General features: G+C 64.0%; 23 protein-coding genes. 14 read left to right on the top strand and 9 right to left on the bottom strand.

From position 1 onward, the window contains the following. The 3 genes from NF876_RS34125 to NF876_RS34115 all read right to left on the bottom strand — a co-directional run. On the bottom strand, nt 1–955 hold a 955-nt coding region (locus NF876_RS34125; RefSeq protein ID WP_262272566.1), incomplete at its 3' end, for a YihY/virulence factor BrkB family protein. A 57-nt stretch (nt 956–1,012) separates the two neighbouring features. After that, nucleotides 1,013–2,794 carry a hypothetical protein gene (locus NF876_RS34120; RefSeq protein ID WP_262272565.1) on the bottom strand — a complete coding sequence of 594 codons (1,782 nt, stop codon included), beginning with the start codon at nt 2,792–2,794 and terminating at the stop codon, nt 1,013–1,015. 18 nt (nt 2,795–2,812) lie between these two features. Continuing rightward, nucleotides 2,813–3,880 carry an NAD(P)-dependent alcohol dehydrogenase gene (locus NF876_RS34115; RefSeq protein WP_262272564.1) on the bottom strand — a complete coding sequence of 356 codons (1,068 nt, stop codon included), beginning with the start codon at nt 3,878–3,880 and terminating at the stop codon, nt 2,813–2,815. A 571-nt stretch (nt 3,881–4,451) separates the two neighbouring features. Between NF876_RS34115 and NF876_RS34110 the strand changes: the two genes are divergently transcribed. From NF876_RS34110 to NF876_RS34080, 7 genes are all read left to right on the top strand, one after another. Further along, entirely contained in the window at nt 4,452–6,398 is a 1,947-nt protein-coding gene (locus tag NF876_RS34110) for a PrkA family serine protein kinase (RefSeq protein WP_262272563.1), read from the top strand. 29 nt (nt 6,399–6,427) lie between these two features. Then, on the top strand, nt 6,428–7,732 hold the full coding sequence (locus NF876_RS34105; RefSeq protein ID WP_262272562.1) for a YeaH/YhbH family protein: 1,305 nt from the start codon (nt 6,428–6,430) through the stop codon (nt 7,730–7,732). Further along, nucleotides 7,729–9,273, top strand: a complete 1,545-nt coding sequence (locus NF876_RS34100) for a SpoVR family protein (protein WP_262272561.1) — start codon at nt 7,729–7,731, stop codon at nt 9,271–9,273. The genes NF876_RS34105 and NF876_RS34100 overlap by 4 nt, the downstream gene beginning before the upstream one ends. Nucleotides 9,274–9,484: 211 nt before the next feature. Then, nucleotides 9,485–9,946 (top strand): hypothetical protein, encoded by a 462-nt coding sequence (locus tag NF876_RS34095; protein ID WP_262272560.1) that lies wholly within the window; start codon nt 9,485–9,487, stop codon nt 9,944–9,946. 66 nt (nt 9,947–10,012) lie between these two features. Next, complete coding sequence (locus tag NF876_RS34090) at nt 10,013–10,303, top strand: DUF8829 domain-containing protein (RefSeq protein ID WP_262272559.1); 291 nt, start codon at nt 10,013–10,015, stop codon at nt 10,301–10,303. Between the two features lie 279 nt (nt 10,304–10,582). Continuing rightward, on the top strand, nt 10,583–11,536 hold the full coding sequence (locus NF876_RS34085; RefSeq protein WP_262272567.1) for an MDR/zinc-dependent alcohol dehydrogenase-like family protein: 954 nt from the start codon (nt 10,583–10,585) through the stop codon (nt 11,534–11,536). Continuing rightward, the gene (locus NF876_RS34080; RefSeq protein ID WP_262272558.1) at nt 11,536–12,564 is read left to right on the top strand and encodes a Gfo/Idh/MocA family protein; all 1,029 of its coding nucleotides are present in this window, start codon (nt 11,536–11,538) and stop codon (nt 12,562–12,564) included. Before NF876_RS34085 ends, NF876_RS34080 begins: the two co-directional genes overlap by 1 nt. A 164-nt stretch (nt 12,565–12,728) precedes the next feature. Here NF876_RS34080 and NF876_RS34075 read toward each other — a convergent pair whose 3' ends face one another. The 6 genes from NF876_RS34075 to NF876_RS34050 are packed head-to-tail and all read right to left on the bottom strand — an operon-like array spanning nt 12,729 to nt 18,069. After that, nucleotides 12,729–13,658: a glycoside hydrolase 5 family protein gene (locus NF876_RS34075; RefSeq protein WP_262272557.1), complete on the bottom strand. Its 930-nt coding sequence runs from the start codon at nt 13,656–13,658 to the stop codon at nt 12,729–12,731. Continuing rightward, on the bottom strand, nt 13,655–14,428 hold the full coding sequence (locus NF876_RS34070) for a TIGR04290 family methyltransferase (protein ID WP_262272556.1): 774 nt from the start codon (nt 14,426–14,428) through the stop codon (nt 13,655–13,657). Before NF876_RS34070 ends, NF876_RS34075 begins: the two co-directional genes overlap by 4 nt. Before the next feature lie 8 nt (nt 14,429–14,436). Next, nucleotides 14,437–15,249, bottom strand: coding sequence for a sugar phosphate nucleotidyltransferase (locus NF876_RS34065; RefSeq protein ID WP_262272555.1), 813 nt, complete (start codon nt 15,247–15,249; stop codon nt 14,437–14,439). Between the two features lie 2 nt (nt 15,250–15,251). Then, nucleotides 15,252–16,361, bottom strand: coding sequence for a CgeB family protein (locus tag NF876_RS34060; protein WP_262272554.1), 1,110 nt, complete (start codon nt 16,359–16,361; stop codon nt 15,252–15,254). Next, the gene (locus NF876_RS34055) at nt 16,358–16,969 is read right to left on the bottom strand and encodes a histidine phosphatase family protein (protein ID WP_262272553.1); all 612 of its coding nucleotides are present in this window, start codon (nt 16,967–16,969) and stop codon (nt 16,358–16,360) included. The genes NF876_RS34060 and NF876_RS34055 overlap by 4 nt, the downstream gene beginning before the upstream one ends. Nucleotides 16,970–16,986: 17 nt before the next feature. Then, a complete protein-coding gene (locus tag NF876_RS34050) occupies nt 16,987–18,069 on the bottom strand; it encodes an inositol-3-phosphate synthase (protein WP_262272552.1) in 1,083 nt (360 codons plus the stop codon). Between the two features lie 410 nt (nt 18,070–18,479). Here NF876_RS34050 and NF876_RS34045 point away from each other — a divergent pair, with 410 nt between their 5' ends. The 7 genes from NF876_RS34045 (at nt 18,480) to NF876_RS34015 (ending at nt 26,333) form a co-directional block, all read left to right on the top strand. Next, a complete protein-coding gene (locus NF876_RS34045; RefSeq protein WP_262272551.1) occupies nt 18,480–19,592 on the top strand; it encodes an NAD-dependent epimerase/dehydratase family protein in 1,113 nt (370 codons plus the stop codon). Further along, entirely contained in the window at nt 19,589–20,707 is a 1,119-nt protein-coding gene (locus NF876_RS34040) for an NAD-dependent epimerase/dehydratase family protein (RefSeq protein ID WP_262272550.1), read from the top strand. Before NF876_RS34045 ends, NF876_RS34040 begins: the two co-directional genes overlap by 4 nt. 42 nt (nt 20,708–20,749) lie before the next feature. Beyond that, nucleotides 20,750–21,883 (top strand): glycosyltransferase family 4 protein, encoded by a 1,134-nt coding sequence (locus NF876_RS34035; protein ID WP_262272549.1) that lies wholly within the window; start codon nt 20,750–20,752, stop codon nt 21,881–21,883. Then, nucleotides 21,880–22,992, top strand: coding sequence for a CgeB family protein (locus tag NF876_RS34030; RefSeq protein WP_262272548.1), 1,113 nt, complete (start codon nt 21,880–21,882; stop codon nt 22,990–22,992). Before NF876_RS34035 ends, NF876_RS34030 begins: the two co-directional genes overlap by 4 nt. Continuing rightward, nucleotides 22,989–24,083: a CgeB family protein gene (locus tag NF876_RS34025; RefSeq protein ID WP_262272547.1), complete on the top strand. Its 1,095-nt coding sequence runs from the start codon at nt 22,989–22,991 to the stop codon at nt 24,081–24,083. Before NF876_RS34030 ends, NF876_RS34025 begins: the two co-directional genes overlap by 4 nt. After that, the gene (locus NF876_RS34020) at nt 24,080–25,189 is read left to right on the top strand and encodes a CgeB family protein (protein ID WP_262272546.1); all 1,110 of its coding nucleotides are present in this window, start codon (nt 24,080–24,082) and stop codon (nt 25,187–25,189) included. The genes NF876_RS34025 and NF876_RS34020 overlap by 4 nt, the downstream gene beginning before the upstream one ends. A 109-nt stretch (nt 25,190–25,298) precedes the next feature. Next, the gene (locus NF876_RS34015) at nt 25,299–26,333 is read left to right on the top strand and encodes a UDP-glucuronic acid decarboxylase family protein (RefSeq protein ID WP_262272545.1); all 1,035 of its coding nucleotides are present in this window, start codon (nt 25,299–25,301) and stop codon (nt 26,331–26,333) included. Nucleotides 26,334–26,473 lie beyond the last annotated feature (140 nt).

The following is a 26,473-nucleotide window of genomic DNA, read 5'->3' as shown; positions in this document are numbered from 1 at the left end:
CTCCCTCTCTTAACCGGCGCATCGGATAAGACGGCCCTCTGGGTCCGTCCGATGCGCTAGAGCGAGCCGGGACCTCCCGGCTCGTTTCGCGTTCGGGCTCCGAGACGGGCCCGAGACCCCTGCTGCCGCGGCTCTCGGCATAGGCCTTGGTGAATTCGGCGCCGAAGAGCAGGATCAGGGACGAATAATAGATCCAGAGCAGAATTGTGATGATGGAGGCGGCCGCCCCGTAGCTCGACGCGACGTTGCTCTTGCCGAGGTAATAGCCGATCAGAAACTTGCCGAGGGTGAAGAGCAGGGCCGTCACCAGAGAGCCGGTCCAGACATCGCTCCAGCGCAGGTCCACGTTCGGGAGGAGCTTGAAGATCATGGCGAACAGGAGCGTGGCGACCGCGAAGGCCACCAGGCTGTTCAGGAGCCGCAGGATCACCGTGGCTCCCGAGAAATGAGCCTCCAGATAGTGTCCGACGGCCGTCAGACCCGTATCGACGACAAGCGACACGAGCAGAAGAAAGCCGATCCCCAGCACCAGGGCGAAGCTGACGAGCCGGGTCCGGACGAAGTCCAGGACGCCGTAGCTCGCGGGCGGCTTCGCCTTCCAGATGATGTTGAGATCGTCCTGGAGTTCGACGACCGCCCCGGTGACCAGGAGGAGAAAGGTCACGATCCCGACCGTGGTGCCGATGATGCCCGACCCCACATTGCTGGCGCTCGCGATCATGGCCTCGAGGGCGGATGCCTCGTTGGTTCCGATCAGGCCGCCGAGTTCGGCCACGATGGCCCCCTGGGCCGCCTCCCGTCCGAAGGCCAGCCCGGCAACGGCAATGGCCGCGAGCAGCATGGGGGCCAGGGAGAAGACGGTGAAGAACGCGATGGAGGCGCCCAGGCTCATGGCGCGGTCGCCCCACCAGCCCGCGAACGCCACTTTCAAGAGCCGCCATGTGCCGGAAAACATGCAAGGACCGATCCGACGGGCCCGAAGGTCCATCATTGCAAGCGTGTGACTTGGCCGTTAACGGATGGGAACTTTCCCTTGTTCCTGGGAGCGCGACACGGCATCGGGCTGCCGCAGAAGGCGGCCGTAGCGGCCGGCGGCCTTGCGCAGGCGGATCGCTTCCTCGCCGCCAAGCGCGCTCGCCGCCATGAGGTGGGCGCCCAGCTGGAAGGCGCAGTAGCAGACGAGCAGGAACGCCGGCAGTTCGGCCGGCACCGGATGGCCGCCCTCCCGCTCGACCACGGCGCGAAGCCGGGCGGCTTCCTCCTCCGTGAGGCCGAACTCGACGATCGCTCCGGCAATGTCCCAGCCGATGTCCTGATGCCCGATCAGGTCGTGGGCGGCGCTGTGGTCGAGCGCGTCCGTCTTGAGGAGGCGGTCGCCGCAGACCAGCCATTTCCACGGAGGCATGCGGTTGTCGGACCAGACCCGGCGCACCCTTCGCTCGAGGTGCCCCGGGTCCGGCAGGGATCGCTCCAGGCGCGAGGCTGCGGCGTCTCCCAGGGCCTGCCCGGTATTGTAGACCGCCATGCGCCGCAACTCGTCCAACGATGCCCCGGGCTGCCCGTCCGCAGGGCAATGGCGGTTGCGAAATCCCAGATAGGCCCCGAGGTGATCGACCAGCCGGGTGCGATCAACCGGGACCTGATCGAGGCTCGGTGCATCCTCGTGCCAGCGTTGCACGAGAAAGCCGTGGCGGTAGCCTGCGACCTCCGGCGCAAATCCGGCCTCGTGCAGGAGCCGGGCCATCCGGAGTTTCCTGGCGCCCGTCTCCCCGAGACCCGCAAACTTCACCAGCCACGGGATGCCGTTGCTCCGGGCCAGGAACTTCCGTCGCTCCTGCTGGACATTGGAGGCTGGCCAGCTCGCCTCGTCGCCGTAGCGGCGCGATCGCCAAGCTCCGCCTGACAGGTCCTCGAGCGGCCCGTCCCGGGAGCCGACCAGGTCTCGCACCCAGACGGAAAGGTGGTGGGCGGGTGAACCGCCGAGCAGAAGATCGTCCATGGCGCGCACATGCCGTTCCGCTCGGCTCCACCGCTCCTGGTGAGAGGCGCTGGCCTGGGGGCCGAGCGGACCGTGATGACTCGGAAAGAAGACAATCCGCTCGCGCGGGACACCGGCCGCCTCCAGCCAGTCGGCGACCGCCCCGAACGAGCTTCCGGACAGGCCGGGCCCTTCGTCGACGATGGCGAAGGCCCTGTCCCGCTCCGCCGTCAGCTTTGCGGCGAGAGCCGGATCCACCGCCACCTCGCGCCGGAACGGATGGCCGACCGGGCGAAGGGTGACCGGGGGCGGGGCGTCGATGGCGGCGGCCACGAGGGCGCTCAGACCGGCGCCGATGCTGCGGATCCCGATGACCTGAGTCCTCGCATCCAGACCCGAAGCCCTGGCGGCTTCCAGATAGCTTTCCGGATAGAGGGCGTAGAAGGCATAGCCCTCCGCCTGCTTGACGCGGATCCTCCGGGATGGATCGAAGCTGAGAAGCGTCGCGAGGAAGGTCGAGGCGGGGCCGTTTCCCTGAAACCCGTTCCACCAGGATCCCGCGATGCTGCGGGCAAGGATCGAGAGGCATTCCATGCCTTTCCCGTGGACCGCGGACGGCACGTCACGGCCATGGTCGTGGAACTGCGCGTCGATCATTCCCTGAACGAGTTCGCTGGTCGCGATGAAGGCCGCCACGAGAGTGCCATGCCGCTCGATCCCGGGCGGCATGGCCTGCATCCTGGTCAGGATGTCGGCGATGGCGGCTTGCCGGGCCCCCACCGTCTCCTCCGTCTCGACGTCCCCGTAGACCAGCATCGAACGGCCCGTCCGGGCTCAAGCCGCCGCCGCGTCCTGCTTCAGCGACGCCATGTCGATCACGAAGCGGTATTTCACGTCGCTCCTGAGCATCCGCTCATAGGCCTCGTTGATCTTCTGGATCGGAATGATCTCGATTTCGGACGTGATGCCGTGCTGGGCGCAAAAATCGAGCATCTCCTGCGTTTCGGCGATGCCGCCGATCAGGGAGCCGGCCAGCTGACGCCGCTTCATGATCAGGTTGAACACGGTCGTGGCCGGATGCGGCTCGGCCGGAGCGCCCACCAGAACCATGGCGCCGTCGCGGGCGAGCAGGACGAGATAGGCGTCGAGATCGTGCGGCGCCGCCACGGTGTCGAGGATGAAGTCGAAGCTGTTCAGGTGCGCCTTCATGGCCTCCGGATCCCGCGACACGACGACCTCGTGGGCGCCGAGCTTGAGGGCGTCCTCCCGCTTGTTGGGCGAGGTGGTGAACAGCACCACATGCGCCCCCATGGCCCGTGCCAGCTTGACGGCCATGTGCCCGAGGCCGCCGAGGCCGACCACGCCCACCTTGTGCCCCGGCTGCACGCGCCAGCGGCGCAGGGGCGAATAGGTGGTGATGCCAGCGCACAGAAGCGGCGCCGCCGCGGCCAGGTCCATTCCGTCGGGCACCTTCAGGACGAAGCTTTCGTCGACCACGACGGTGTCGGAATAGCCGCCATAGGTGTTGGCACCGGTGCCCTGCTCGGGGCCGTTATAGGTGCCGGTGAACCCGACCTCGCAATACTGCTCCAAGCCCTCGCGGCAGCTCCGGCAGGTGCGGCAGGAATCGACCATGCAGCCGACGCCGACGAGATCGCCTTCCTTGAACTTCTGAACGCCCGGTCCGACGTGCGTGACGCGGCCGACGATCTCGTGGCCTGGCACACAGGGATAGAGAGTGCCACCCCATTCCGCCCGCGCGGTGTGCAGATCGGAGTGGCAGACGCCGCAATAGAGGATCTCGATCTGGACATCGCTTTCGCGGGGCTCGCGGCGCTCGAAACGGAAGGGGGAAAGCGGTGCGGACGCATCCTGGGCGGCGTAGCCGAAAGCTTTGATCACGGGAGTGTTCTCCGGTTGGGAAAGGCTTGAGTGTGCAGATCCGCTCGCCCTGGGAGGGATCCTGCCGGGCCTTCTGGGCACCCAAGACCATAGGCGCGATCGGTCCGCCGTCAACGGCTCGGCATGCGCTTTGTTCAAGGGAAGTTCAGTCTGGATCCGGCATCACTGAATGTGGAGTTTTTCACATGGTCACGTTCAATTGACTCGCCGGCTCCTGGTATTTGCGGACCGGCATTCCCACTCTCTCCTAAGGTCCTGCGATGGCTTGCGGAGAGGTGCCAGCCAGCTGCCGGCGGCGGCAATGCGGCACAGTGGATTTCAGGGGGCATCGAGAAACTTTAACTTGCTGTCCCGCCCGCAATCCGCGAGGCTAGCTGCTGAGGGCGGGCATATTTTCAGGGCGCACGGGTCGACCCGAACACAATCGAGCCTGTCGCGACCTGCCTTTTTCTCCGCCATGACAAAAGGAGTACGCCGCATCATCTTGGCCGCATCATAGTATCGCATGGTCTGGGCAACCTTAGCGGTGCACAATAGTTGTCTCTGAGAGGGATTGGATTTCGGTGGCGCCATGCTTCATTCCGACGACCTGTTCTCGAGTTTCTTGAAGACCTATGAGACCCGCCGCGAGGCGGAGATGTCCCTGGCGGACTACCTGGAAGGGTGCCGCAACGATCCCATGATGTATGCGAGCGCTCCCGAGCGCATCCTGGCGGCGATCGGCGAGCCCCAGCTTGTCGATACGTCAAAGGATGCACGCCTCGGCCGCATCTTCATGAACCGCACGATCCGGGTGTATCCGGCCTTCTCCGAGTTCTACGGCATGGAAGAGACGATCGAGATGATCGTGAGCTTCTTCCGCCACGCCGCTCAAGGCCTGGAGGAGCGCAAGCAGATCCTCTACCTGCTCGGACCCGTCGGCGGCGGCAAGTCCTCCCTGGCCGAACGCCTGAAATCCCTGATGGAGGTCAATCCCATCTATGTCCTCAAGGCAGGCGACGAGATCAGCCCGGTCTTCGAAAGTCCGCTCGGGCTCTTCGACCCGGAGCAGATGGGTCCCATGCTGGAAGAGCGTTACGGCATCCCCCAGCGGCGCCTGACCAATCTGCTCAGCCCCTGGGCCATCAAGCGCCTCGACGAGTTCAAGGGCGACATCTCCAAGTTCCGCGTGGTCAAGATCAACCCGTCCCGCATGAGGCAGATCGCCATCGCCAAGACGGAGCCGGGCGACGAGAACAACCAGGACATCTCGTCCCTCGTCGGCAAGGTCGACATCCGCAAGCTGGAGACCCTGTCCCAGGCCGATCCCGACGCCTACAGCTATTCCGGCGGTCTCAACCGCGCCAATCAGGGCATCCTCGAATTCGTCGAGATGTTCAAGGCGCCGATCAAGATGCTGCACCCCCTGCTGACGGCCACGCAGGAGGGGAATTATGTCGGCACCGAGAATATCGGGTCCATCCCGTTCAGCGGCATCATCCTGGCCCATTCCAACGAGGCGGAATGGCAGACCTTCCGAACGAACAAGAACAACGAGGCCTTCATCGACCGCATCTACGTGATCAAGGTGCCGTATTGCCTGCGGGTCACGGAGGAGCAGAAGATCTACGACAAGCTGATCCGCACCTCGGAGCTGGCCGGCGCGCCCTGCGCTCCCGCCACGCTGGAGATGCTGGCACGGTTCTCGGTCCTCTCGCGCCTGCGGGCGCACGAGAACTCGAACTTCTATTCCAAGATGCGGGTCTATGACGGCGAGAGCCTGCGCGAGGTCGACCCCCGCGCGAGAAGCCTGCAGGAGTACCGGGACTCGGCCGGTGTCGACGAGGGCATGGACGGCATCTCGACCCGCTTCGCCTTCAAGGTCCTGTCGGCCACCTTCAACCACGACACCATCGAGGTCGCGGCCGATCCGGTCCATCTCATGTACGTGCTCGAGCAGTCCCTGAGGCGCGAGCAGCTGCCCCAGGACGTGGAGCGACGCTATCTGGAGTTCATCAAGGCCGAGCTGGCGCCGCGCTACGCCGATTTCATCGGCCACGAGATCCAGAAGGCCTATCTCGAATCCTATCATGATTACGGCCAGAACCTGTTCGACCGTTACGTGGCCTATGCCGATGCATGGATCGAGGATCAGGACTTCAAGGACCCCGATACCGGACAGCTCCTCAACCGGGAGCTCCTCAACCAGGAGCTGACCAAGATCGAGAAGCCGGCCGGCATCGCAAATCCGAAGGACTTCCGCAACGAGGTCGTGAAGTTCTCGCTCCGGGCCCGGGCCGGAAACCATGGCCGCAACCCGTCCTGGACCAGCTACGAGAAGATCCGCGACGTCATCGAGCGCCGCATGTTCTCGCAGGTCGAGGAGTTGCTCCCCGTGATCAGCTTCGGGTCCAAGAAGGACAGCGAGACCGAAAAGAAGCACGGCGAGTTCGTGGCGCGTATGATGGACCGCGGCTACACCGAGCGCCAGGTGCGGCGTCTCGTGGAATGGTACATGCGTGTGAAGCAGGCGGGCTGACAGAAGACGGAGGCAGATCAGGCGATCCTATGTACATCATCGACCGGCGCCTCAACCCAGGGGGCAAGAGTCTGGCCAACCGCCAACGTTTTCTTCGCCGAGCCAAGGCGCAGATCCAGCGGGCCGTACGCCAGACCGCAGGCGATCGGGACATCACCGATCTCGAGCGGGGAGGGGAGGTCTCGATCCCGGCCGATGGTGTTCGCGAGCCCAGCTTCCGGCGGTCCGGCGAGGGCGGCGTGCATGACCACATCCTTCCGGGCAACAAGCGCTTCGTGGAAGGGGATACCATCGAACGCCCGCCCGGCGGGGGCGGAAGCGCGGCCGGGGGCGACAACGGCGAAGGCGAGGACGATTTCCGCTTCGTCCTGACCCGCGACGAGTTCCTCGACCTGTTCCTCGATGACCTGGAACTGCCCGACCTCGCCAAGAGGCGGGTCGCCACCGTGGAGACGCAGGGGATGCGACGGGCCGGCTACACGGTCACCGGGTCGCCCGTGAACCTCGCCTTGCTGCGCTCCATGCGCAATGCCCTGTCGCGCCGCATCGCCATGCGGCGGCCGAAATCCCAGGATCTGCTCCGTCTCCAGGAGGAAATCGACCGGCTGGAGGAGCGCGAGGGGCCGTCCGAGCGCCTGACCGCCCTGCGCCAGGAGCTGGAGCTGCTTCAGCTGCGCAGCCGGCGCTTTCCCTACATCGATCCGATCGATCTGCGCTATCGCCGCTTCGAACCCGTGGCCAAGCCCGTGGCGCAGGCCGTGATGTTCTGTCTCATGGACGTGTCCGGCTCCATGACCGAGCACATGAAGGATCTGGCGAAGCGCTTCTACATGCTGCTCTACATCTTCCTGACGCGGCGCTACAAGCACGTGGAGATCGTCTTCATCCGCCACACTCACGAGGCCAAGGAGGTGGACGAGGAAACCTTCTTCAACAGCCCCGAGACCGGCGGAACGGTGGTATCCTCGGCCTTGCGCGAGATGCAGCGGATCGTCGAGGAGCGCTACTCGCCGGACGCGTGGAACATCTACGCGGCCCAGGCCTCAGACGGCGACAATTCCCCGAACGACGGCACCACCAGCGCGGCCATGCTGCGCGACGTGATCCTGCCCGTGTGCCAGTACTATGCCTATCTCGAGGTCGGCAGCGACAGCGACCGCATGCAGACCGGATTCATCAACCACAAGACCTCCCTGTGGCAGACCTACGAGACGCTCCAGGAGCAGGGGGCCAACCTCGCCATGCGCAAGGTGAACCACCGTCGCGAGATCTACCCCGTCTTCCGCGAACTCTTCCGCCGGCGGGACGCGGATGCTGGAGCGAAGGTGCCATGAGCATACTCGAGCGCGACAACCTGCTCTTTCATGGGGCGGATTGGGACTTTGGGACCATCCAGCGCATCCATGACGCCGTCGAAGCCATCGGGGTCGGCGAATTGGGGCTCGACGTCTATCCCAACCAGATCGAGGTGATCACCGCCGAGCAGATGCTCGATGCGTATGCGTCCATCGGCATGCCCCTGTTCTACAAGCACTGGTCCTTTGGGAAGCGCTTCGCCCTGCATGAATCGAGCTATCGCCAGGGCCTCATGGGGCTGGCCTACGAGATCGTCATCAATTCGAATCCGTGCATCTCCTACATCATGGAGGAGAACTCGGCGACGATGCAGACCCTCGTCATCGCTCACGCGGCCTTCGGCCACAACCACTTCTTCAAGAACAACTACCTGTTCAAGGAATGGACCGACGCGGACGGGATTCTCGATTATCTCGAATTCGCCAAGGGCTACATCACGCGCTGCGAGGAACGCTACGGGCACGCGGCCGTAGAGCGCGTCCTCGATGCCGCCCATGCGCTGATGTCGCATGGGGTTCATCGCTACCCGCGCAAGAAGCGCCCCGACCTGCGCTCGGAGGAGCGGCGGGAGCGCGAGCGCCAGCTGCATCAGGAGCAGACCTTCAACGACCTGTGGCGCACGGTGCCCACGAAAGGCGCCGCCGCGAAGCCCCAGCTGAGCGAGGAGCGCCGCCGCGCCCTTCTCGAACTGCCGCAGGAGAACCTCCTCTACTTCCTGGAAAAGTCGGCACCGCGCCTGCAGCCCTGGCAGCGCGAGATCCTGCGCATCGTGCGCCAGATCGCCCAGTACTTCTATCCGCAGCGCCAGACCAAGGTGATGAACGAGGGCTGCGCCACCTATTGCCATTACCGCATCATGATCCGGCTGCACGAGACCGGGCAGATCAGCGACGGCGCCTTCCTGGAGTTCCTGCAGTCGCACACCAACGTCACGCGGCAGCCGGAATTCGACGATCCGCATTACGGCGGCATCAACCCGTACGCGCTCGGCTTCGGCATGATGCAGGACATCGAGCGCATCTGCACGGAGCCGACGGCGGAGGACCGGGACTGGTTCCCCGACATCGCCGGCGGCGGCGACGCCATGGCGGTGCTGCGTGACGTGTGGGCGAACTACCGGGACGAGAGCTTCATCTCGCAGTTCCTGAGCCCGCATCTGATCCGGCGGTGGCGCATGTTCCACCTCGTCGACGATCCGGACCGCCCGGAGCTCATGATCGAGGCGATCCACGACGAGCGCGGTTACCGGCGCCTGCGGCGCTCCCTGTCGCGCCACTACGACGTCGGGTGGAGCGATCCCGACATCCAGGTGGTGGACGTGGACCTCGCCGGCGACCGGCGCCTGATCCTGCACCATCACGTGCTCAACCGCACCCTGCTGCACAAGGACGATGCCCAGCGCGTCCTCCAGATGGTGGCCAATCTGTGGGGCTATGCGGTCGTCCTGAAGGAGGTGGAGCCGGCCACCGGCGCGATCTTCCAGGAACACGTTGCCCACCCGCACGAAACGCTCTTCTGACGCCTCGGCGTCGGGCTCGGCAGCCGCTCGGACGCCGGGTCCGGCCCGATGCCTCCCGGTTGAAAAACGGGATCGTCGGCAGCGGAAAAACGGGTCTTCTTTCCGTACGATGCGCCCGTTTGACGCAAAAAAGCCAGGGACTCACGCGATCATAGGATCCCCTGGGCTCGGCCCTGGTTTCGAGGGTCGGCTCCCTTGCAGGAGAATACCTATGGAACACAAGCCTGTAGAGAAGCTGCGTAGCGTCGCTGAAGTGCATGAGTTGAGCCAAGGTTTCCTGTCACGGCGCGAACGCCTCGAGCGTTGGGCCGAAGTGTTGGAGCGCCAGCCGAAACGGCGCCTGCGGTCTCTCGGCGAGATCGAGTTCGTTCCCAAGGACAAGCGGCCCGAGCTGAGATCCGACGAATCCCCCATCACGGTGGCTTTCGAGGATCCGGTCCTGCGGGCGGCTGGCCTGAAGGGCGACACGCTCGGGGATGCCATGGAATTCTTCGAGCTGTCCGAGGGAGCCTCCCATCGCCTTCTCTGCTCCTGCATGAACGGCTGGAGCATGGAAGCCGGCACCACGGCGCGGAAGGTCCACCGCATCGCCAATCCCGACCATCGTCTCATGCTGTTCACGACGGCAGGACTGCTGACGGCGGCCCCTGCGGTGTTCTACTTGCTGAGCTGAAGGAAAGCTGCGGCGCCGAGCCCGGCGATCGGTCGGGCCCGGTGCCGGTTGGATGGAGACGAACGAATGACGGATGCGCCGTCCCGTCGGATCGGACTGCCCTGGTACACCCGCGAGGATTACTCCCGCATCCGTGAGATGATCATCGATCCGCACAACCTCGCACCCACCTACGATGCCTGGCTGGCGGCGGCCGAGAACAACGAGAATGTCGGTCGCCAGGCCGGTCTTCAGATCATGCGGGTCACGCTCGAGCCTGACGCCTTTGCACGATGGTGTCGGGAACAGGGCCTCCAGCCCGACAGCGCAGCGCGCACGAGATACGTCGCCGAAGTCAGCGCCCAGAGCGCCGGCTGAAGCGCCACAGTCTTCATGCCCCGCCGGCGGCCTGCCCCAATAGCCAAGCCTTGACGTCTCCTGGCTTGACGTCTCCTGGCTTGACGTCTCCTGGCTTGACGTCTCCTGGCTTGACGTCTCCTGGCTTGACGTCTCCTGGCTTGACGTCTCCTGGCCCGTGCCTAGTTGCTCGGGCTGTAGGGTGGAGGCACAAACTTGCTGAACGAGAGCGGCGCGAGCAGCGACATTTCCGGCTTTCCCGCCGATGGGAAGGATGGGCCCGCGGTGTCCGGGCACACCATGCGGGCGGCCGTCTTGACCGGGCCTGGGCAGATCGAGATCCGCGAGGTCCCCCGTCCGGAGCCGGGACCCGGTCAGGTGCGTCTGCGCCTGGAAGGGTGCGGCGTGTGCGCCTCCAACCTGACGCCGTGGGCAGGACCGGAATGGATGCAGTACCCCACCGAGCCGGGCGCGCTCGGGCATGAAGCCTGGGGCTTCGTCGACGCGGTCGGCGCAGGCATCGAGGGCTTCTCTGTCGGCGACCGGGTCGTGGCGCTCTCCTATCGATCCTATGCCGAATACGATCTGGCCGAGGCCGATGCGATCGTTCGCCTGCCGGACGCTCTCGCGGGTCAGCCCTTCCCGGGCGAGCCGCTCGGATGCGCCATGAACATCTTCCGGCGCAGCGAGATCGAGGCAGGACAGACCATCGCGATCATCGGGATCGGCTTTCTCGGCGCCCTGCTCACCAAGCTCGCCTCCGACGCCGGCGCGCGTGTCATCGCCATTTCGAGGCGGCCATATTCGCTCGATCTCGCCCGCCGCATGGGCGCAGCCGAGACGATCGCGATGGAGGACCATCATGCGATCATCGAACGGGTCAAGGAGCTGACCGGCGGCACATTCTGCGATCGTGTGATCGAGGCGGTGGGCAAGCAATGGCCGCTCGATCTTGCCGGCGAGCTGACGCGCGAGCGGGGCAAGCTCATCGTGGCCGGATACCATCAGGACGGGCCGCGGCAGGTCAATATGTGGCTCTGGAACTGGCGCGGCATCGACGTGATCAACGCTCATGAGCGCGATCCCAAGGTCTATGTGCATGGAATGCGCGAGGCGGTGGATGCGATCGCGTCGGGGCGTCTCGACCCGAGCTCCCTGTACACCCACAGCTTTCCCCTAGACCGACTCGGCGAGGCGCTCGATGCCACGCGCGATCGGCCGGACGGTTTTCTCAAGGCCCTGGTGACGTATTGATGGTGCAACAGGCTGTACTCGAGACGGGTTCTGAAGCTGCGCCTGCGCGTCCGCGTGTCGGCTTCCTCGGCGTCGGCTGGATCGGGCGGCACCGCATGCAGGCCATCCTCGGCACCGGCGCCGTCGACGTCGCGGCCATCGCGGATCCATCCCCGGAGATGGCCGCCGAGGCCGGCAAGTCCACCCCCGGGGCGCAACAGGTTGCGACCCTCGACGAGATTCTCGATCTCGGCGTCGACGGCGTCGTCATCGCGACACCGAGCGCCATGCATGCCGAACAATCGATCAGGGCGCTGGAGCGCGGCGTCGCCGTGTTCTGCCAGAAGCCGCTCGGACGCACGGCCGCGGAGGTGCAGGCCGTGATCGATGCCGCGCGCCGATCCGATCGGCTGTTGGGCGTCGATCTCTCCTACCGGTTCACGGAGGGCATGCGCCGCATCCGCGAGGTCATCGGCACGGGTGAGCTGGGACCTATCTATGCCGTCGATCTCGTGTTCCACAACGCTTACGGCCCCGACAAGCCATGGTTCTACGATCCCGTTCTGTCAGGCGGCGGCTGCGTGATGGATCTCGGCGTCCATCTGGTCGATCTCGCCTTGTGGACCCTCAACAGCCCCGGCGTCGCGGGCGTGACCGGCAAGCTCTTCGCCGGCGGCGCGCCGCTGCAGGATCCCGCGTCCCAGGTCGAGGATTATGCCGTCGCGACGGTGACGCTTGAAACGGGCGCCGTTGTGCAGCTCGCCTGCTCCTGGCGGCTCCAGGCCGGATGCGACGCGATGATCTCCGCCACGTTCTATGGAACGCAAGGAGGCCTTTCGCTGCGCAATGTGAACGGATCGTTCTACGACTTCACGGCGGAGCGCTACCGCGGGACATCCCGAGAGACATTGGCCGTGCCGCCCGACGAGTGGGGTGGACGCGCTGCTGCCGATTGGGCATCCCGCCTGGCCGCGGGCGAGCGGTTCGATCCGGCTGCAGAGCACTTGGTAGGGGTCGCGAGAGTACTCGACTCGATTTATGGGCGTTGACGGCCATCGCACGAAGCGGTGCACCGTCATCCCCTCGTGGTCGTCACCGGCCCTTGTGCCGGTGATCCCGAACCTCCGGAACGCCGGGTCCCGTCGGATCGGGATGGCCGGGACAAGCCCGGCCATGACGTGACGGGTGTCGACATTCTGAGACGCATCGTGCGTCAGAGAACTTCCAACACCTTGCCCGGCGAAGCAGCCTGTCCCGACGGCGCATAGCGGCGGATCATGCTGGCGCAGAACTCCGCGAACTCCTCCTTGACCTGCGGTGCGCTGGTGTGATGCGGAGCGATCCCGCGGTGCTCGGGCGTGAAGCAGAAGGTCACGGTGACGTCGAAATCCGCCAGCGCCTCCATCTGACGGTCGAACCATTGGAGCGCGTTCGGGCGGAAGCTGTCCGCCCAGGACAGGCCCGTGCGCAGGTATTTCACGCCGAGCCGCTTCATCCACGTCACCGCCTCGTCGAGGCGATGGTCCTCATAATGGAACCACTGGCACAGGCCCATCTGCGGCGTGTATTTCGCGAATTCCTCGAGAGCCGGCTTCGGCGTGCCGTCTTCGCGCAGGAGACCCATGTAGAAGTGCCGGTAGTATGACGAGCCTTCGGCTTCCCTATGGCGGGTCGTTGCTTCCCAGGCGCGGGGAAGATCGTAGAGGCTGTACCAATGAATCTTCGGCACCTTGCCGATCAGGAGTTCCGCCGTCCGGTTCAAGCCCCAGGCCTGGACCTCCTCGGCGCCGAAGGTCGAGATTCCGACCTCGCTCACCCAGATGGGCTTGTCCGTCACGGCGCGGACCTCGTCGATCTTCGCGGGCCAATCGTGGATCTGCCACAGGTTCCAATCGAGCGGGAATCCGTGCACGGCCACGACATCGATCTCATCGAGGGCGCCATGGCCTTCCAGCTTCTTGATGAAGCCGGGGTCGATGGGCGAGATGCCGCCGAGCACGCGGGGCAGGTTGGGGTTTTCGGCCCTGATCGCCTGACCCGCAACGATCGCCATCTCGGAGAAGAGCTTCCAATCCGGGTCGATCTCCGGATCCCAGTGGGACTTGTTGTTGGGCTCGTTCCAGATCATCGCGGCTTCGATCATGCTTGTCTCCCTTGGGCCGGATAGACGGCGCCCGCACCGGGCGGAGCGTCGACACGGCGGCAGATGTAAACTTCAGTTTCGGGGTGCTGGACGATCTCGAATCCGGCGCTGCGGAGCATGGCTTCGACGCAGGCGGCGTTCGGGGCCCACCAGTTGGTCGGATCATCGGCATAGCGATGCTCGATGAAGTGCATCTTCGGGTAGCGCGGATCATCGAAGTGATCCGTCTGCCAGAAGGTGTAGTTCTCCGCGACCGGCATGACCTCCGCGGACCCACGCTGCATGGACTGAAACACCAGAAGATCCCTGGCGACGTGCTCGTGGATCAGGTCGAGGGCCAGCAGCGGGTGGCGCAGATGATAAAGCACGCCCATGAAGAGCACCACGTCGAAACGCTCTTCGAGCTGGCCAAGATCGTAGACCGAAAGCTTCCGGAACTCGATGTCGTGGCCCATGGTCTGGGCGGCGAACCGGGCCTGGGCGAGATAGGTTTCGTCGAAATCGATGCCGAGGACGCGCTCCGCGCCCCGCTTCTTCATCTCCATGGAGTAGAAGCCGCCGTTGCAGCCGATGTCGAGCACGGTTCTGCCGGAGAGATCCTGCGGGATCGCGTCGGCGAATTGCCGCCATTTCACGGCTGGATAATTGCCGAGGAAGTGGTCAGGAGCGGTCCAGACGCCACCCTTCAGCTCGATATTGTGAAACCATGGCCCGAGCGCTTCGGCTTTCCGGCGGATTTCGTCCGGCGGCGTGGGATCGATGGCATTCATCGTAGCGACTACTCCCTGTTCAAGTCGTGAAGCCCCCGAGGCAGGCGACCCGCCGGCCAGCCCAGGGCCACCCGGGCGCCGGTTATTGTGTCGTGCTGGGCAGCCTCGCTCAGCAAGCCGATGGCGGCCCGATATCCGTGCAGGGTCCCCACATCGACATAGGATTCACCGGCCTGCACGCCGATAGCCTCGCCTCCTTGAGCCAGATAGGCATTCACCAGCGTGCCGAAATACTCATCCTGGCGGTCGCGTGAAATCCAGAGCTCGTGCAGGGCTTTCAGAATGTGCCCGGACATCTTGAAAGCCCCCCAGATCCAGCGCGACCCGGCGTCGCTCCGCTTCACCTGGATTTCCCGGACGCGCTTCTCCTCGTCCAGGATGACCGCATCGAAAACGTCGGGATTGTCGACGGGAAACAGCAGAAACGAGAGAACGTCGTCCGGCAGTTCCGCCAGGGCCTTCTCGGGAAACCAGACCGTATCGGGCAGGCCGACGATCACGCTTTCGTCCAAGGGAATGAGCGGCGCGGCCTGGAAGATTGCATCGCACAACCCACTGGCCTGCGGTTGAACCACATAGGCCATGGAAGCGCTGCCATAGCTTGCGCCATAATATTCCATGATGTCGGATTTGCCCGGAGAAATCACGAAGCAGATCTTGTTCGCTCCACCATGGATCATGCGCTCGACGAGGTACTCGCTCACGGCGCAGGGGCGCTCGATGCCATTGTCGAGCCGGCTTCCGACGGGCAGAAGCTCCTTCGAGAACGCCAGGGGCTGGATGCGGCTGCCGGTCCCGGCCGCGGGTACGATTCCCCACATGTTCACGCCTCCATCATGGCGGCCGGGCCGCCGGTCGAGCGCGAAAGGGATGTGGCGCCGCCGAGCAGGATCTCAAGTTCTCGTGCCCTGTGCTCCGACGTATGCTCTTCGAGCACCCTGTCCCGCCCGGCCTTGGCTATTCGGCCCAGTTCGGCGTCCGTGAGGTCGAGGGCCGCGACCGTATCCTCCATATCCGCGACAATCAGGATCTCCTTGCCTGGCTGGAAGAAGCTGTCGAGCCCCTCCCAGGTGTCCGACAGAATGGGCGCCCCGCAGGCCGCGGCCTCGAAGAGCCGCCCGGATGGACACCAGCCCATCTCGGCCATGGCCTGCCGGGTGATGTTGAGCGTGAGGCGCGAGGACGAGAAGAAGGCCGGATGTTCCGGCGGGGGAAGGTGCCGCACGAAATGGATGTTGGGCTGCCAGGGGAAGTCGTCGGGATACTGTGCCCCTCCGATCAGGAAGCGCCGGTCCGGGCGGCGGGCAGCCGGATCGATGAACAGACGTTGCAGCGCGTCCTGGCGGTCCGCCGCATAGGTGCCGAGATAGGACAGATCCGAACCGTAATGCTGGACCCGTAGCACGGGACGGTGCACGTCCGGATCCACATGGCCGTAAAGCGGCGCGACACGTTGTGCGCCGAGTTCCGTCTTCAACCTCTGGAGAGCCCGGCCTCCGGTATAGCTCAGGACCAAGTCGAAGCCCGCGAGCCCCTGTGGACCGATGTAGCTGATCGGCTCGCCCGCATCGAGACGCGAGAATGTCACCGGCGTGTCGAGATCATAGAATACGCGGGTTGCGCGCGCGCTCGCCAGCACGAGAGTCCCGGCGACGATTCCGTCCGGGCAGTAGGACGTGACCATGGCGACGTCCGCATCTCTCACTTCTTCCTCGGCCCGACGGCGAACGTCGTTCCATTCCTGATAAAGGATGAGATCACCGCCCGGGATCTCGACGAAGTCCCGATTCGCGCCGTAATAGGGCACGTCCTTCTCGAAGAACACGACCCTGTGCCCTCGCTTCGCGAGCGCTCGGCACAGGCCGCGCCACAGGGTCGCGTGGCCGTTGCCCCAGGATGACGAAATGGTCAGACCGAAGACGACGAATTTCATGGGCCTGCCACCTCGTTCAGGCGTAGAACCTTGGAGCCCCAGTCGCCCACGACCAGAGTGGAGATCGAAGCGGGTTCCACGTCGATCCGGTCATAGGCGTCGATCGGCATGCCGAGGTGGTAGAGGAGGGCGGCCTTGATCACATCGCCATGGCTCACGAGAACGACCGCCCGGCCTGCATGAAGGCTGCGCAGTTGTTCCATGACGCCGACAATGCGCGCTTGCGCTTCCAGCATCGTCTCTCCATCAGGAGGGCGGCTGGTGCTGCGCGAGCGGTTCCAGGACAACCAGAGCGGATCCTGTCCCAGCGCATCGAAGCTCATGCCGGTCCAGCGACCGTAATCGATTTCGGTGATGGCGTCACGAACGTGAAGCCTCTGTCCAAGGCTCGCCGCGACGGGCTGGGCCGTTTCCAGAGCTCTCTCGAGGGGGCTTGCGCAGATGCAGGCCACATCGTCCCTCGCAAGACGCCCCGCCAAGCACTCCGCCAAGCGCTCGGCCTGGCCTTTCCCGACCGGGCCGAGCTTCACATTCGGCATGCGCCCGCACAGGATGGTGCCGACCCGATCATGGGCGGCATGGCGGACGAGGAAGAACGTGGTGGTCACCGCGATCCTCCCGCGCCCTAATCGCCATCGCCGCTGATGAAGCGGAGGGTTCTGTCGCGCGCCTCGTTGTCGGTGAATTGCTGCGGCGGAGACTTCATGAAGTAGCTCGACGGGCCCGTGAGAGCGCCCCCGATCTCACGGTCCATGGCAAGCTTTGCGCAGCGCACGGCGTCGATCACGATGCCGGCAGAGTTCGGAGAGTCCCAGACCTCGAGCTTCACCTCCATGTTGAGCGGAACGCCGCCGAAGGTGGTTCCCTCGAGACGGATGTAAGCCCATTTCCGGTCGGTGAGCCATGGCACGTGATCGCTCGGCCCCACATGGATGTCGCCTGCCGGGAGCGGAACGTCGAGCTGGCTCGAGACGGCCTGCGTCTTCGAGATTTTCTTCGACTCGAGACGCTCGCGCTCCAGCATGTTCTGGAAGTCGGTGTTGCCGCCGAAATTGAGCTGATAGGTGCGGTCGAGACGCACCCCACGCTCCCGGAACAGATTGGCGAGCACGCGATGGACGATGGTGGCGCCGACCTGGCTCTTGATGTCGTCGCCAATGATGGGGAGGCCGCGTTCCTCGAACCGTTTGCGCCATTCGGGGTTCGAGGCGATGAAGACCGGGATGCAGTTCACGAAGGCGCACCCTGCTTCGAGCGCCCGCTCAGCGTACCACTCGGTGGCCTTCTGCGAGCCCACGGGCAAGTAGGACACGAGAACATCGGTCTTGGACTCACGCAGGATCGCAGTGACGTCGGCTTCGTCGTGAGAGGATTCTTCGATCGTCTCGCGCAAATATTTGCCGAGCCCGTCCAGCGTCCTGCCTCGATTGACGATGATCCCGCTCTGTGGAACGGACGCGAAGCGCTGGGTATTGTTCGGCTCTGCGAAAATGGCCTCGGATACGTCGCGGCCGACCTTCGAGGCATTGACGTCGAAGGCAGCAGACACTTCGACGTCTCTGATATGATATCCGCCGAGCTCCACGTTCATCAGGCCGGGCACGGGCTCGTTGCCGATCGCATCCTTGTAGTAGGAGAGTCCCTGCACGAAGGACGAGGCGCAGTTGCCGACGCCCACGATGCCGACGCGGACCTTCCTCGAACTCATGACGGATCTCCCATGTATGGCCGGCCGGATGCTGTCTTGTCAGGCAAAAGCATATATGCGGCCGCAGGCATCCGACCTGGGCCTTCTCCTAAGCTTGGCCTCCAACGTTTGAAGAAGGTTCCTTGTTCCGTCCGGAAACCGCGTCTGTGACTCTTGTCTTCACGGCTGCGCGCCCAAACTACTGCCCTGAGGGAAGGAACAAAGATGATCCCTCGGAGTTTGTTGAACGCAATCTCAAGCTTCTGAAGGGGATATGTGGCGCAGCCCGCCATTGGCGAGGCCTGCTGCAATGCCTGCTCTCGGACTGGACCATGCGTCGGCTCTGCGTCGCATCTCCAGCTTGGGACTGGGCAGTCGTCTCCTGCCCGATCCATTGGCGCTCAGACCAGGAACAAATCTGGAGACATCTCGTGACGGATACGATCCTTATTACCGGTGGTGCAGGTTTCATCGGACGATACGTTGCGCGGGCGTGCCTTGACCGTGGTCACGAGGTTCGTGTGCTCGACAGCCTCATCGAGCAGGTCCATGGCGACAGAACCCAGGCCGACGGGCTCGATCCGGACGTGGAGGTCGTTGTCGGAGACGTCCGTGACGAGGCGGCGCTCCTGCGGGCGCTCAAGGGCGTAACGAAGGTCGTCCATCTTGCGGCCGAGGTTGGCGTCGGTCAGAGCATGTATGCGGTCGACCGTTATGTCTCCGTGAACGATTACGGCACGGCCGTGCTGTTCCAGCAGCTCATCGACAATCCGGTGAAGCGGGTCGTGGTCGCGTCTTCCATGAGCATCTATGGCGAAGGTCTCTATCGCGACGTCGATGGCCGAATCCATGAGGATGTCGTCCGCAAGCCGCGTGCAGGCGAGAACGATCCGTGGGATCCTCTGGATGAGCAGGGGCGGCCTCTCATCCCGGTGCCGACACCCGAATGGAAGAAGCCGGCCCTGGCGTCGGTTTACGCGCTGTCGAAATATGTCCAGGAGCGCCTGACGCTGACCCTGTGTCCGGCCTACGGGATGGAAGGCGTGGCTCTCCGGCTCTGGAATGCCTATGGGCCTGGGCAGGCCCTGTCCAACCCCTATACGGGGGTTCTCGCCATCTTTGCGTCGCGGCTCCACAACGGCCAGCCTCCGATGATCTTCGAGGACGGTCAGCAGCGCCGGGACTTCGTTCACGTGGAAGACGTGGCGCAGGCCTTCGTTCTGGCCCTGGAGCATGAGAGGGCGCCTGGCGGCGTCTACAATGTCGGAAGCGGACAGGATCGTACCGTCTCCGAAGTCGCGCAGCTTCTGTCCGAAGCAATGAACCGGCCGATGGCGCCGGAGATTGCCGGCAAGGCGCGTATCGGCGATATCCGCCACTGCATCGCCGATATCAGTCGGATCCAGCAGGAACTTGGCTACGCGCCCCGAAAAGACTTCGCCGAGGGCCTGGCGGAGCTCGCCGAATGGGTCGCCAAGCAGGAAGCCAAGGATCTCGTCAATGAAGCTCGCAAGGAGCTTGAAGCCCGGGGCCTCGTGGCATGAAAGCATCAGACGCATCGGCTGCCGCACCGGCCGTCCTTCGCCGCCGTCCCATTCTGGTGACAGGCGGCGCCGGCTTTATTGGATCCAATCTTGCCGACCATTTCGCCACTGAGGGGCACGATGTTCTGATCTACGACGCTTTGGCTCGGCCCGGCGTCGAACGTAATCTCGAATGGCTCAAGAAGCGGCACCCGAGCAGGATCTCAAGCGTGATCGGCGACATCCGCGACGAGACATCCGTTGCCGAGGCGACACGCGATGCTCAGGCCGTGTTCCACATGGCGGCCCAGGTTGCCGTGACGACCAGCCTGACGGACCCTCGCGCTGACTTCGAGATCAACATCCGCGGAACCTTGAATGTGCTCGATGCCCTCAGGCAGCGCGGCGATCGTGTTCCTCTGATCTTCGCCTCGACGAACAAGGTCTATGGCGACCTTGCCGATGTGGAGCTGGAGAAGACGAACGACGCCTACAAGCCGCGCAGCCCCGCAGTCCGGAATGCGGGAATCGGCGAAAGCAGAGCTCTCGACTTCCATACGCCGTACGGTTGCTCGAAGGGAGCGGCGGATCAGTATGTGCTGGACTACGCGCGCTCCTTCGGAATTCCGACCTGCGTCATGCGCATGAGCTGCATCTACGGGCAGCGGCAGATGGGAACGGAGGACCAGGGATGGGTCGCCCATTTCCTGATCCGCGCTCTCAAAGGCGAACCCATCACGATCTACGGCGACGGCTGCCAGGTTCGCGACGTGCTCGATGTTTCCGATGCGGTTGCCGCATACGCCTCGGCGTGGAAGCGGATCGATACGGTTCAGGGGCGGGCTTTCAATCTCGGCGGAGGCCCGGCAAACGCGATCAGCCTGCGTCAGCTCATCACCCACATCGAGGATGTCATCGGTCGTTCGGTCGAGACGATCTACGCTGAATGGCGTGCCGGCGACCAGCGCTACTACGTGTCGGACACCCGCCTCGCCACGCGCGATCTCGGCCTGAAAAAACCGATTTCCTGGCTCACGGGGGTGGCTGCTCTCGCGGCGTGGCTGCAGGATGAGAATGGGCTCGCGCGCTCGAATTCTCTGCCTTCCTCCGTTCAGAATGCCGAGGCTCTGTCATGAGGACCCATGTTGCCTGCGGGTTGCGTGACAACGAGAGACGCCATGGCATGGCCTGACGGTGGAGCAGGTCTGCATGTCCTGATGACAGCAGATGCGGTCGGCGGGGTCTGGCAATACGCGCTCGATCTCAGCGATGGTCTGCGGGCACACGATGTCAGCACCACGATCGCCGTGCTCGGGCCTCCTCCATCGGCCGATCAGCAGGCGGCGGCTCAAGCCTCGGGTGCGACCCTTGTGATGACGGGCCTCTCGCTGGACTGGACCGCCCAATCCCCGCATGAGGTCGAGGAAGCCGGCGAAGCGATTGCCCGTCTCGCCGCGGACCTTCGCCCGGATCTCGTTCATCTCAACGCGCCGGCGCTGGCTGCTCGCGCGAACTCCGACATTCCTGTCGTGGCCGTGTGTCACTCTTGCGTTGCGACCTGGTGGCAGGCTGTGAAAGGCGGCTCCCTGCCGGAGGAATTCGTATGGCGGACCGAACTCGTCAAGAGAGGCTATGCGTCTGCCGGCCGCCTCCTGGCGCCGACCCTCGCATTCGCTCACGCCACGGCGAAGGCCTATGAACTCTCCCAGGTCCCGAGTGTCGTGAGAAATGGCAGGCGACCCGCGCCGGTCTCGGCAAGCGGGCCCAACGGCGATTTCGTCTTCACGGCTGGGCGCCTCTGGGACGAGGGTAAGAACTTTGCAGGCGTCGACCGCCTTGCATCCCGTCTCGCCATACCGGTTCTCGCCGCCGGATCGGTTCAAGGACCCAATGGCGCGAAAGCTCAGGCAGCCCATGCCAGAGTGCTCGGCCAGTTGAGCGACATGGAGGTTGCCCGGCACCTGAGCGGCAAGCCGATCTTCATCTCGCTGGCGCGATATGAGCCCTTCGGTCTTGCCGTTCTGGAAGCCGCCCAGATGGGATGCGCCTTGATCCTTTCCGACATACCGACGTTCCGGGAATTGTGGAAGGATGCCGCGCTGTTCGTCGATCCGGACGACGAGAGCGCCGTTGTCGAGGCAACCGAACGCCTTGTCCGGGATCCGGAAACCCGCCGCGTCCTAGGGAGCGCTGCACGAGCACGCGCCGACGCCTACACCATCGAGGCCATGAGTGCCGGGGTTCTGAGCGCGTATCGTTCCCTCCTGGAACCGAAGCCCTCGAGATCCCCCCTTGAGGGAGCCGCTGCATGAAGTTCGTGTATTTCACCCATTCCCTCGCCTCGTGCTGGAACCATGGCAACGCGCATTTCCTGCGCGGCGTCCTGCGAGAACTCGTTCATAGAGGGCATGCTGTCGCCGCCTACGAGCCACGGGGAGCCTGGAGCCTCGAGAACCTCCTCAAGGATCATGGAGATGCAGGGCTCGATGCCTATCGCAGCCTCTACCCTGAATTGTCCTCGGACGTCTTCGACCCGGACCTGGACATCGAGGAGGCCCTTGCCGATGCCGACGTGGTGATCGTTCATGAATGGAACGAACCATGGCTGGTCGCAGCGATTGGAAAAGTGCGCCGGCAGGGCGGCCGGTTCACGCTCCTGTTCCATGATACGCATCACAGAGCCGTCAGCGATCCCGATGCCATTCGTCAGTTCGATCTCGACGGCTATGACGGCGTCCTCGCATTCGGGGAAACTCTCGCGGAGGTCTATCGACGCTGGGGCTGGGGAGATCGGGTCCATGTCTGGCACGAGGCTGCCGATACAAGGCTCTTTCACCCGCCTGCGCGTGACGTGGAGCGGAACGGCCTGGTGTGGATCGGCAACTGGGGTGACGGCGAGCGAAGCGCGGAGCTCGAAAGCTTCCTCTTCCGCCCCGCCCGGGCGGTCGGCCTTCCTCTCGATATCTACGGCGTGCGGTACCCTGACGAGGCGCTGCGCATGCTGGCACGCTATGGCGTCACCTATCGCAGCTGGCTGCCGAACGCCCGGGCTCCCGAGGTGTTCGCGCGCCATGTGGCGACCGTTCACGTACCGCGGCGGTTCTATGTCGAGATGCTCCCCGGCATTCCGACGATTCGCGTCTTTGAGGCTCTTGCCTGCGGGATTCCGCTGATCTCCGCGCCCTGGAGCGACTCCGAAGGCTTGTTCAATCCCGGATCTGATTTCCTCGTTGCCGAGAATGAGGCGCAGATGGAACGCCATATGAAGGCGGTTCTCCATGATCCGGACCTGCGCAAGTCGCTGGTGGAGAATGGCCTCGACGCCATTCGCAGCCGGCATTCCTGTGCTCATCGCGCCGAACAGCTCCTCTCTCTTCTCGCAGATCATGGCGCCGCGTCGCCAATGGAGATGTCCGCATGAAAATCGCCTTTTATGGCTCCAGCCTTCTGTCCTCGTATTGGAATGGTGCCGCCACCTATTATCGTGGTCTCCTGAGCGACCTCGCCCGCCGGGGCTACAGCATCACGTTCTACGAGCCGGATGCGTTCGACCGCCAGAAGCATCGGGATATCGAGCCGCCGGACTGGGCGGAGGTGAAAGTTTATCCTGCGACGGTCGAGGCCATGCGTGGAGTCGTGTCGGAGGCGGCAAAGGCCGATGTCGTGGTCAAGGCTTCCGGCGTCGGTGTTTTCGACAGCGAGTTGCTGGAAGGGATCGTTGCAGCGTCTCGTCCCGACGCGATCCGCATCTTCTGGGATGTTGACGCGCCTGCAACCCTCGCTGAACTGCGCGAAAGCCCCGATCATCCGCTGCATCGCGCAATGCCGGCTCTCGATCTTGTGCTGACCTATGGCGGCGGTCCGCCGGTGATTGACGCCTATGAGAGCTTCGGCGCCCGCCAGTGCATCCCGATCTACAATGCCTGCGATCCGTCGACCCATCATCCCGTCCCGGCGGATGATCGCTTTCGGGCAGATTTGTCCTTCCTCGGCAATCGTCTGCCCGATCGCGAGGCTCGTGTGGAGCAGTTCTTTCTGGAGCCCGCCGCCCAGCTTCCGGACCGTCAGTTCCTGATAGGCGGCAATGGCTGGGAAACAAAGGGAATGCCGTCGAACGTCCGTCACATCGGCCATGTTTACACGCGCGACCATAACGCCTTCAACACAAGCCCGCTGGCGGTTCTCAACATTGCCCGAGACTCGATGGCAAGCACCGGATATTCACCCGCAACCCGCGTTTTCGAGGCTGCGGGAGCCGGAGCGTGCCTGATCACGGATGCCTGGATCGGCCTGGAGTTGTTCCTGAAGGAAGGAGAGGAGGTGCTGGTGGCCCGCGACGGCAGGGATGTCGCTGACCATGTCGAGGCCCTTAACCCCGAGCGTGCCCGCGCGATCGGCGCCGCGGCGAGGGAGCGGATCATGGCTGAGCACACGTATACCCGCCGCGGCGCCGAGGTGGATGCGATTCTGCGCCAGGAAGTCTCTCGGAAGCGCGAGAGGAGCGTGGCGTGACCAAGCTCCGCGTCGTTGTCCTGGGATTGAGCCTGTCCTCCTCATGGGGGAACGGCCATGCGACAACCTTCCGCGCGCTGTTGAGGGCTTTCGCGGCGCGGCATCACGATGTGCTTTTCCTGGAGCGCGACGTGCCGTGGTATGCCTCTCATCGCGATCTGAAGGATCCTGACTTCTGCCGGCTGGAGTTCTATTCCAGCCTGGAGGATCTCAAGCGATACCAGGAAGCGATCAAGGAAGCCGATGCGGTCATTGTCGGCTCCTATGTGCCGGACGGTGTCGAGGTCGGCCGCTACGTCCAACAGACAGCCCAGGGCGTCGTGGCATTCTATGACATCGACACGCCCGTGACGCTCGCGAAACTGGCGAGGGGCGACTACGAGTACCTCGCGCCCGGCCTGATCCCGGACTACGACGTCTACTTCTCGTTCACCGGAGGGCCGACGCTCGACGTGCTGATGGCGAACTACGGTTCGCCCGCCGCTCGGGCGCTTTATTGTTCGGTCGATCCCGAAGCATATCCGAGTCTTGACGAGGAGAAGCGCTGGGATCTGAGCTATCTCGGGACTTACAGTCCCGACCGGCAGCCGACCCTGGAGCGGCTCCTGATCGAGCCGGCCCTGCGAGCGCCTCATCTTCGTTTCGTCGTTGCCGGCCCCCAATATCCGGCAGACATCGCTTGGCCGGAAAACGTCGAGCGCATCGATCATGTGCCTCCGAGCGGCCACCCGGCCTTTTATGCGCGGAGCCGCTATACTCTCAACGTGACCCGGGCCGACATGATCAGGGCAGGGTACAGCCCGAGCGTTCGCCTGTTCGAGGCCGCAGCCTGTGGAACGCCGATCATCTCCGACATGTGGGACGGAATCGAGACGCTTCTCGAACCTGATCAGGAGATCGTACTGGCGCGCCAGTCTGACGATGTTCTCACGGTTCTCGCTACTTGGCCCGACGACAGGAGAAGGGACCTGGGAAGCCGAGCACGGCTCCGCATTCTCGAAGAGCATACATCGGCTCACCGTGCCGCATCGATGGAGCGGGATCTTTTCGAAGCCCTTCGGCACCGACGTCAGGAACGGCCGCTCGCTTTGGCAGTTGAGTCCTGATGCTATGAATAGATTCAAGCGAGGCATTGAACAAATGCCAGGCTTTGCGGTTGGGGCAGAGTAGGTTTGTACCTTGAGACCCTCTGAAGGTCTGAGAAGGAGCGTTCTCATGAAGAATGGCACAAGTAAGCATGTTCTCGTAGCCGGTGGGGCCGGATTCCTTGGATCGCACCTCTGCGATGCTCTTCTCAGCGAAGGCGCTCATGTGACCGTCCTCGACAATTTTCAAACGGGTCGAAAGCAGAATATCCGCCATTTGGAGCGGGAGCCGCGCTTCGATGTCATCGACAGCGATATCATCAAGCCTCTGCCGACCCGGCTGCGGTCGAAGCGGCTGAAGGTCGATCAGGTCTTCAATCTTGCCTGTGCAGCCTCCCCTCCGCATTATCAAGCCGATCCGGAGCACACGATGCTGACGAGCGTCGTGGGCACGCACAATCTTCTCACGTTCGCTGAGGCGACAGGTGCCCGCTTCTTTCTAGCTTCGACCAGCGAAATCTATGGCGATCCGGAAGTGCACCCGCAGACGGAGAGCTATTGGGGCAACGTCAATCCGACCGGGCCGCGCGCATGTTATGACGAAGGCAAGCGCGCTGCCGAGACGCTGACCTTCGACTTCGACCGTGCAGGAAGGGCCGACGTTCGCGTGGCGCGGATCTTCAATACCTATGGCCCGCGCATGCGTGCCGACGACGGCCGCGTCGTGTCCAACTACATCTGCCAGGCTCTTGCAGGCGAAGAGATCACGGTCTACGGGGACGGAAGCCAGACACGGTCGTTCTGCTACGTGTCCGACCTCGTCGATGGTTTCTTGCGCCTGATGGCCTATGACGGCCCGTTCCCGGGTGCGGTCAACCTCGGCAACCCGGTCGAGCTCACCGTGGGTGATCTGGCCGAGAAGGTTCTCGCCATGACCGGCTCTTCATCCCGCGTTGTCACGCGGCCTTTGCCGGTCGATGATCCGCGCCGCCGGCGTCCCGACATATCCCTGGCCAAGAAACTCCTCGGATGGTCGCCACGCACAGCGCTGGATACTGGCTTGAGAGCGACGATTGCCTGGTTCTCGGACGAACAGGCCAATGACGGCACGTTGCCTCGCAAGATACCGGCTGTCGGAGGTACGATCTCGGCCGGACAAGTCTAGAGCCTCGGACGGACCCAGAGGGCCGCGTCAGCGACCCGAAGGGCCACGCCAGTGAAAAGTGGATCCGGTTTTCGCTGGCGCGGCCCGCTGGGTCCGTTCTGACCGATGCTCTCATTCAAGAAGAAAGCATCGGATGGATC

This window comes from Microvirga yunnanensis, assembly GCF_025460875.1.
Note: the sequence above shows the minus strand (reverse complement) of the source record. Positions and strands in the feature narration are given on the sequence as shown.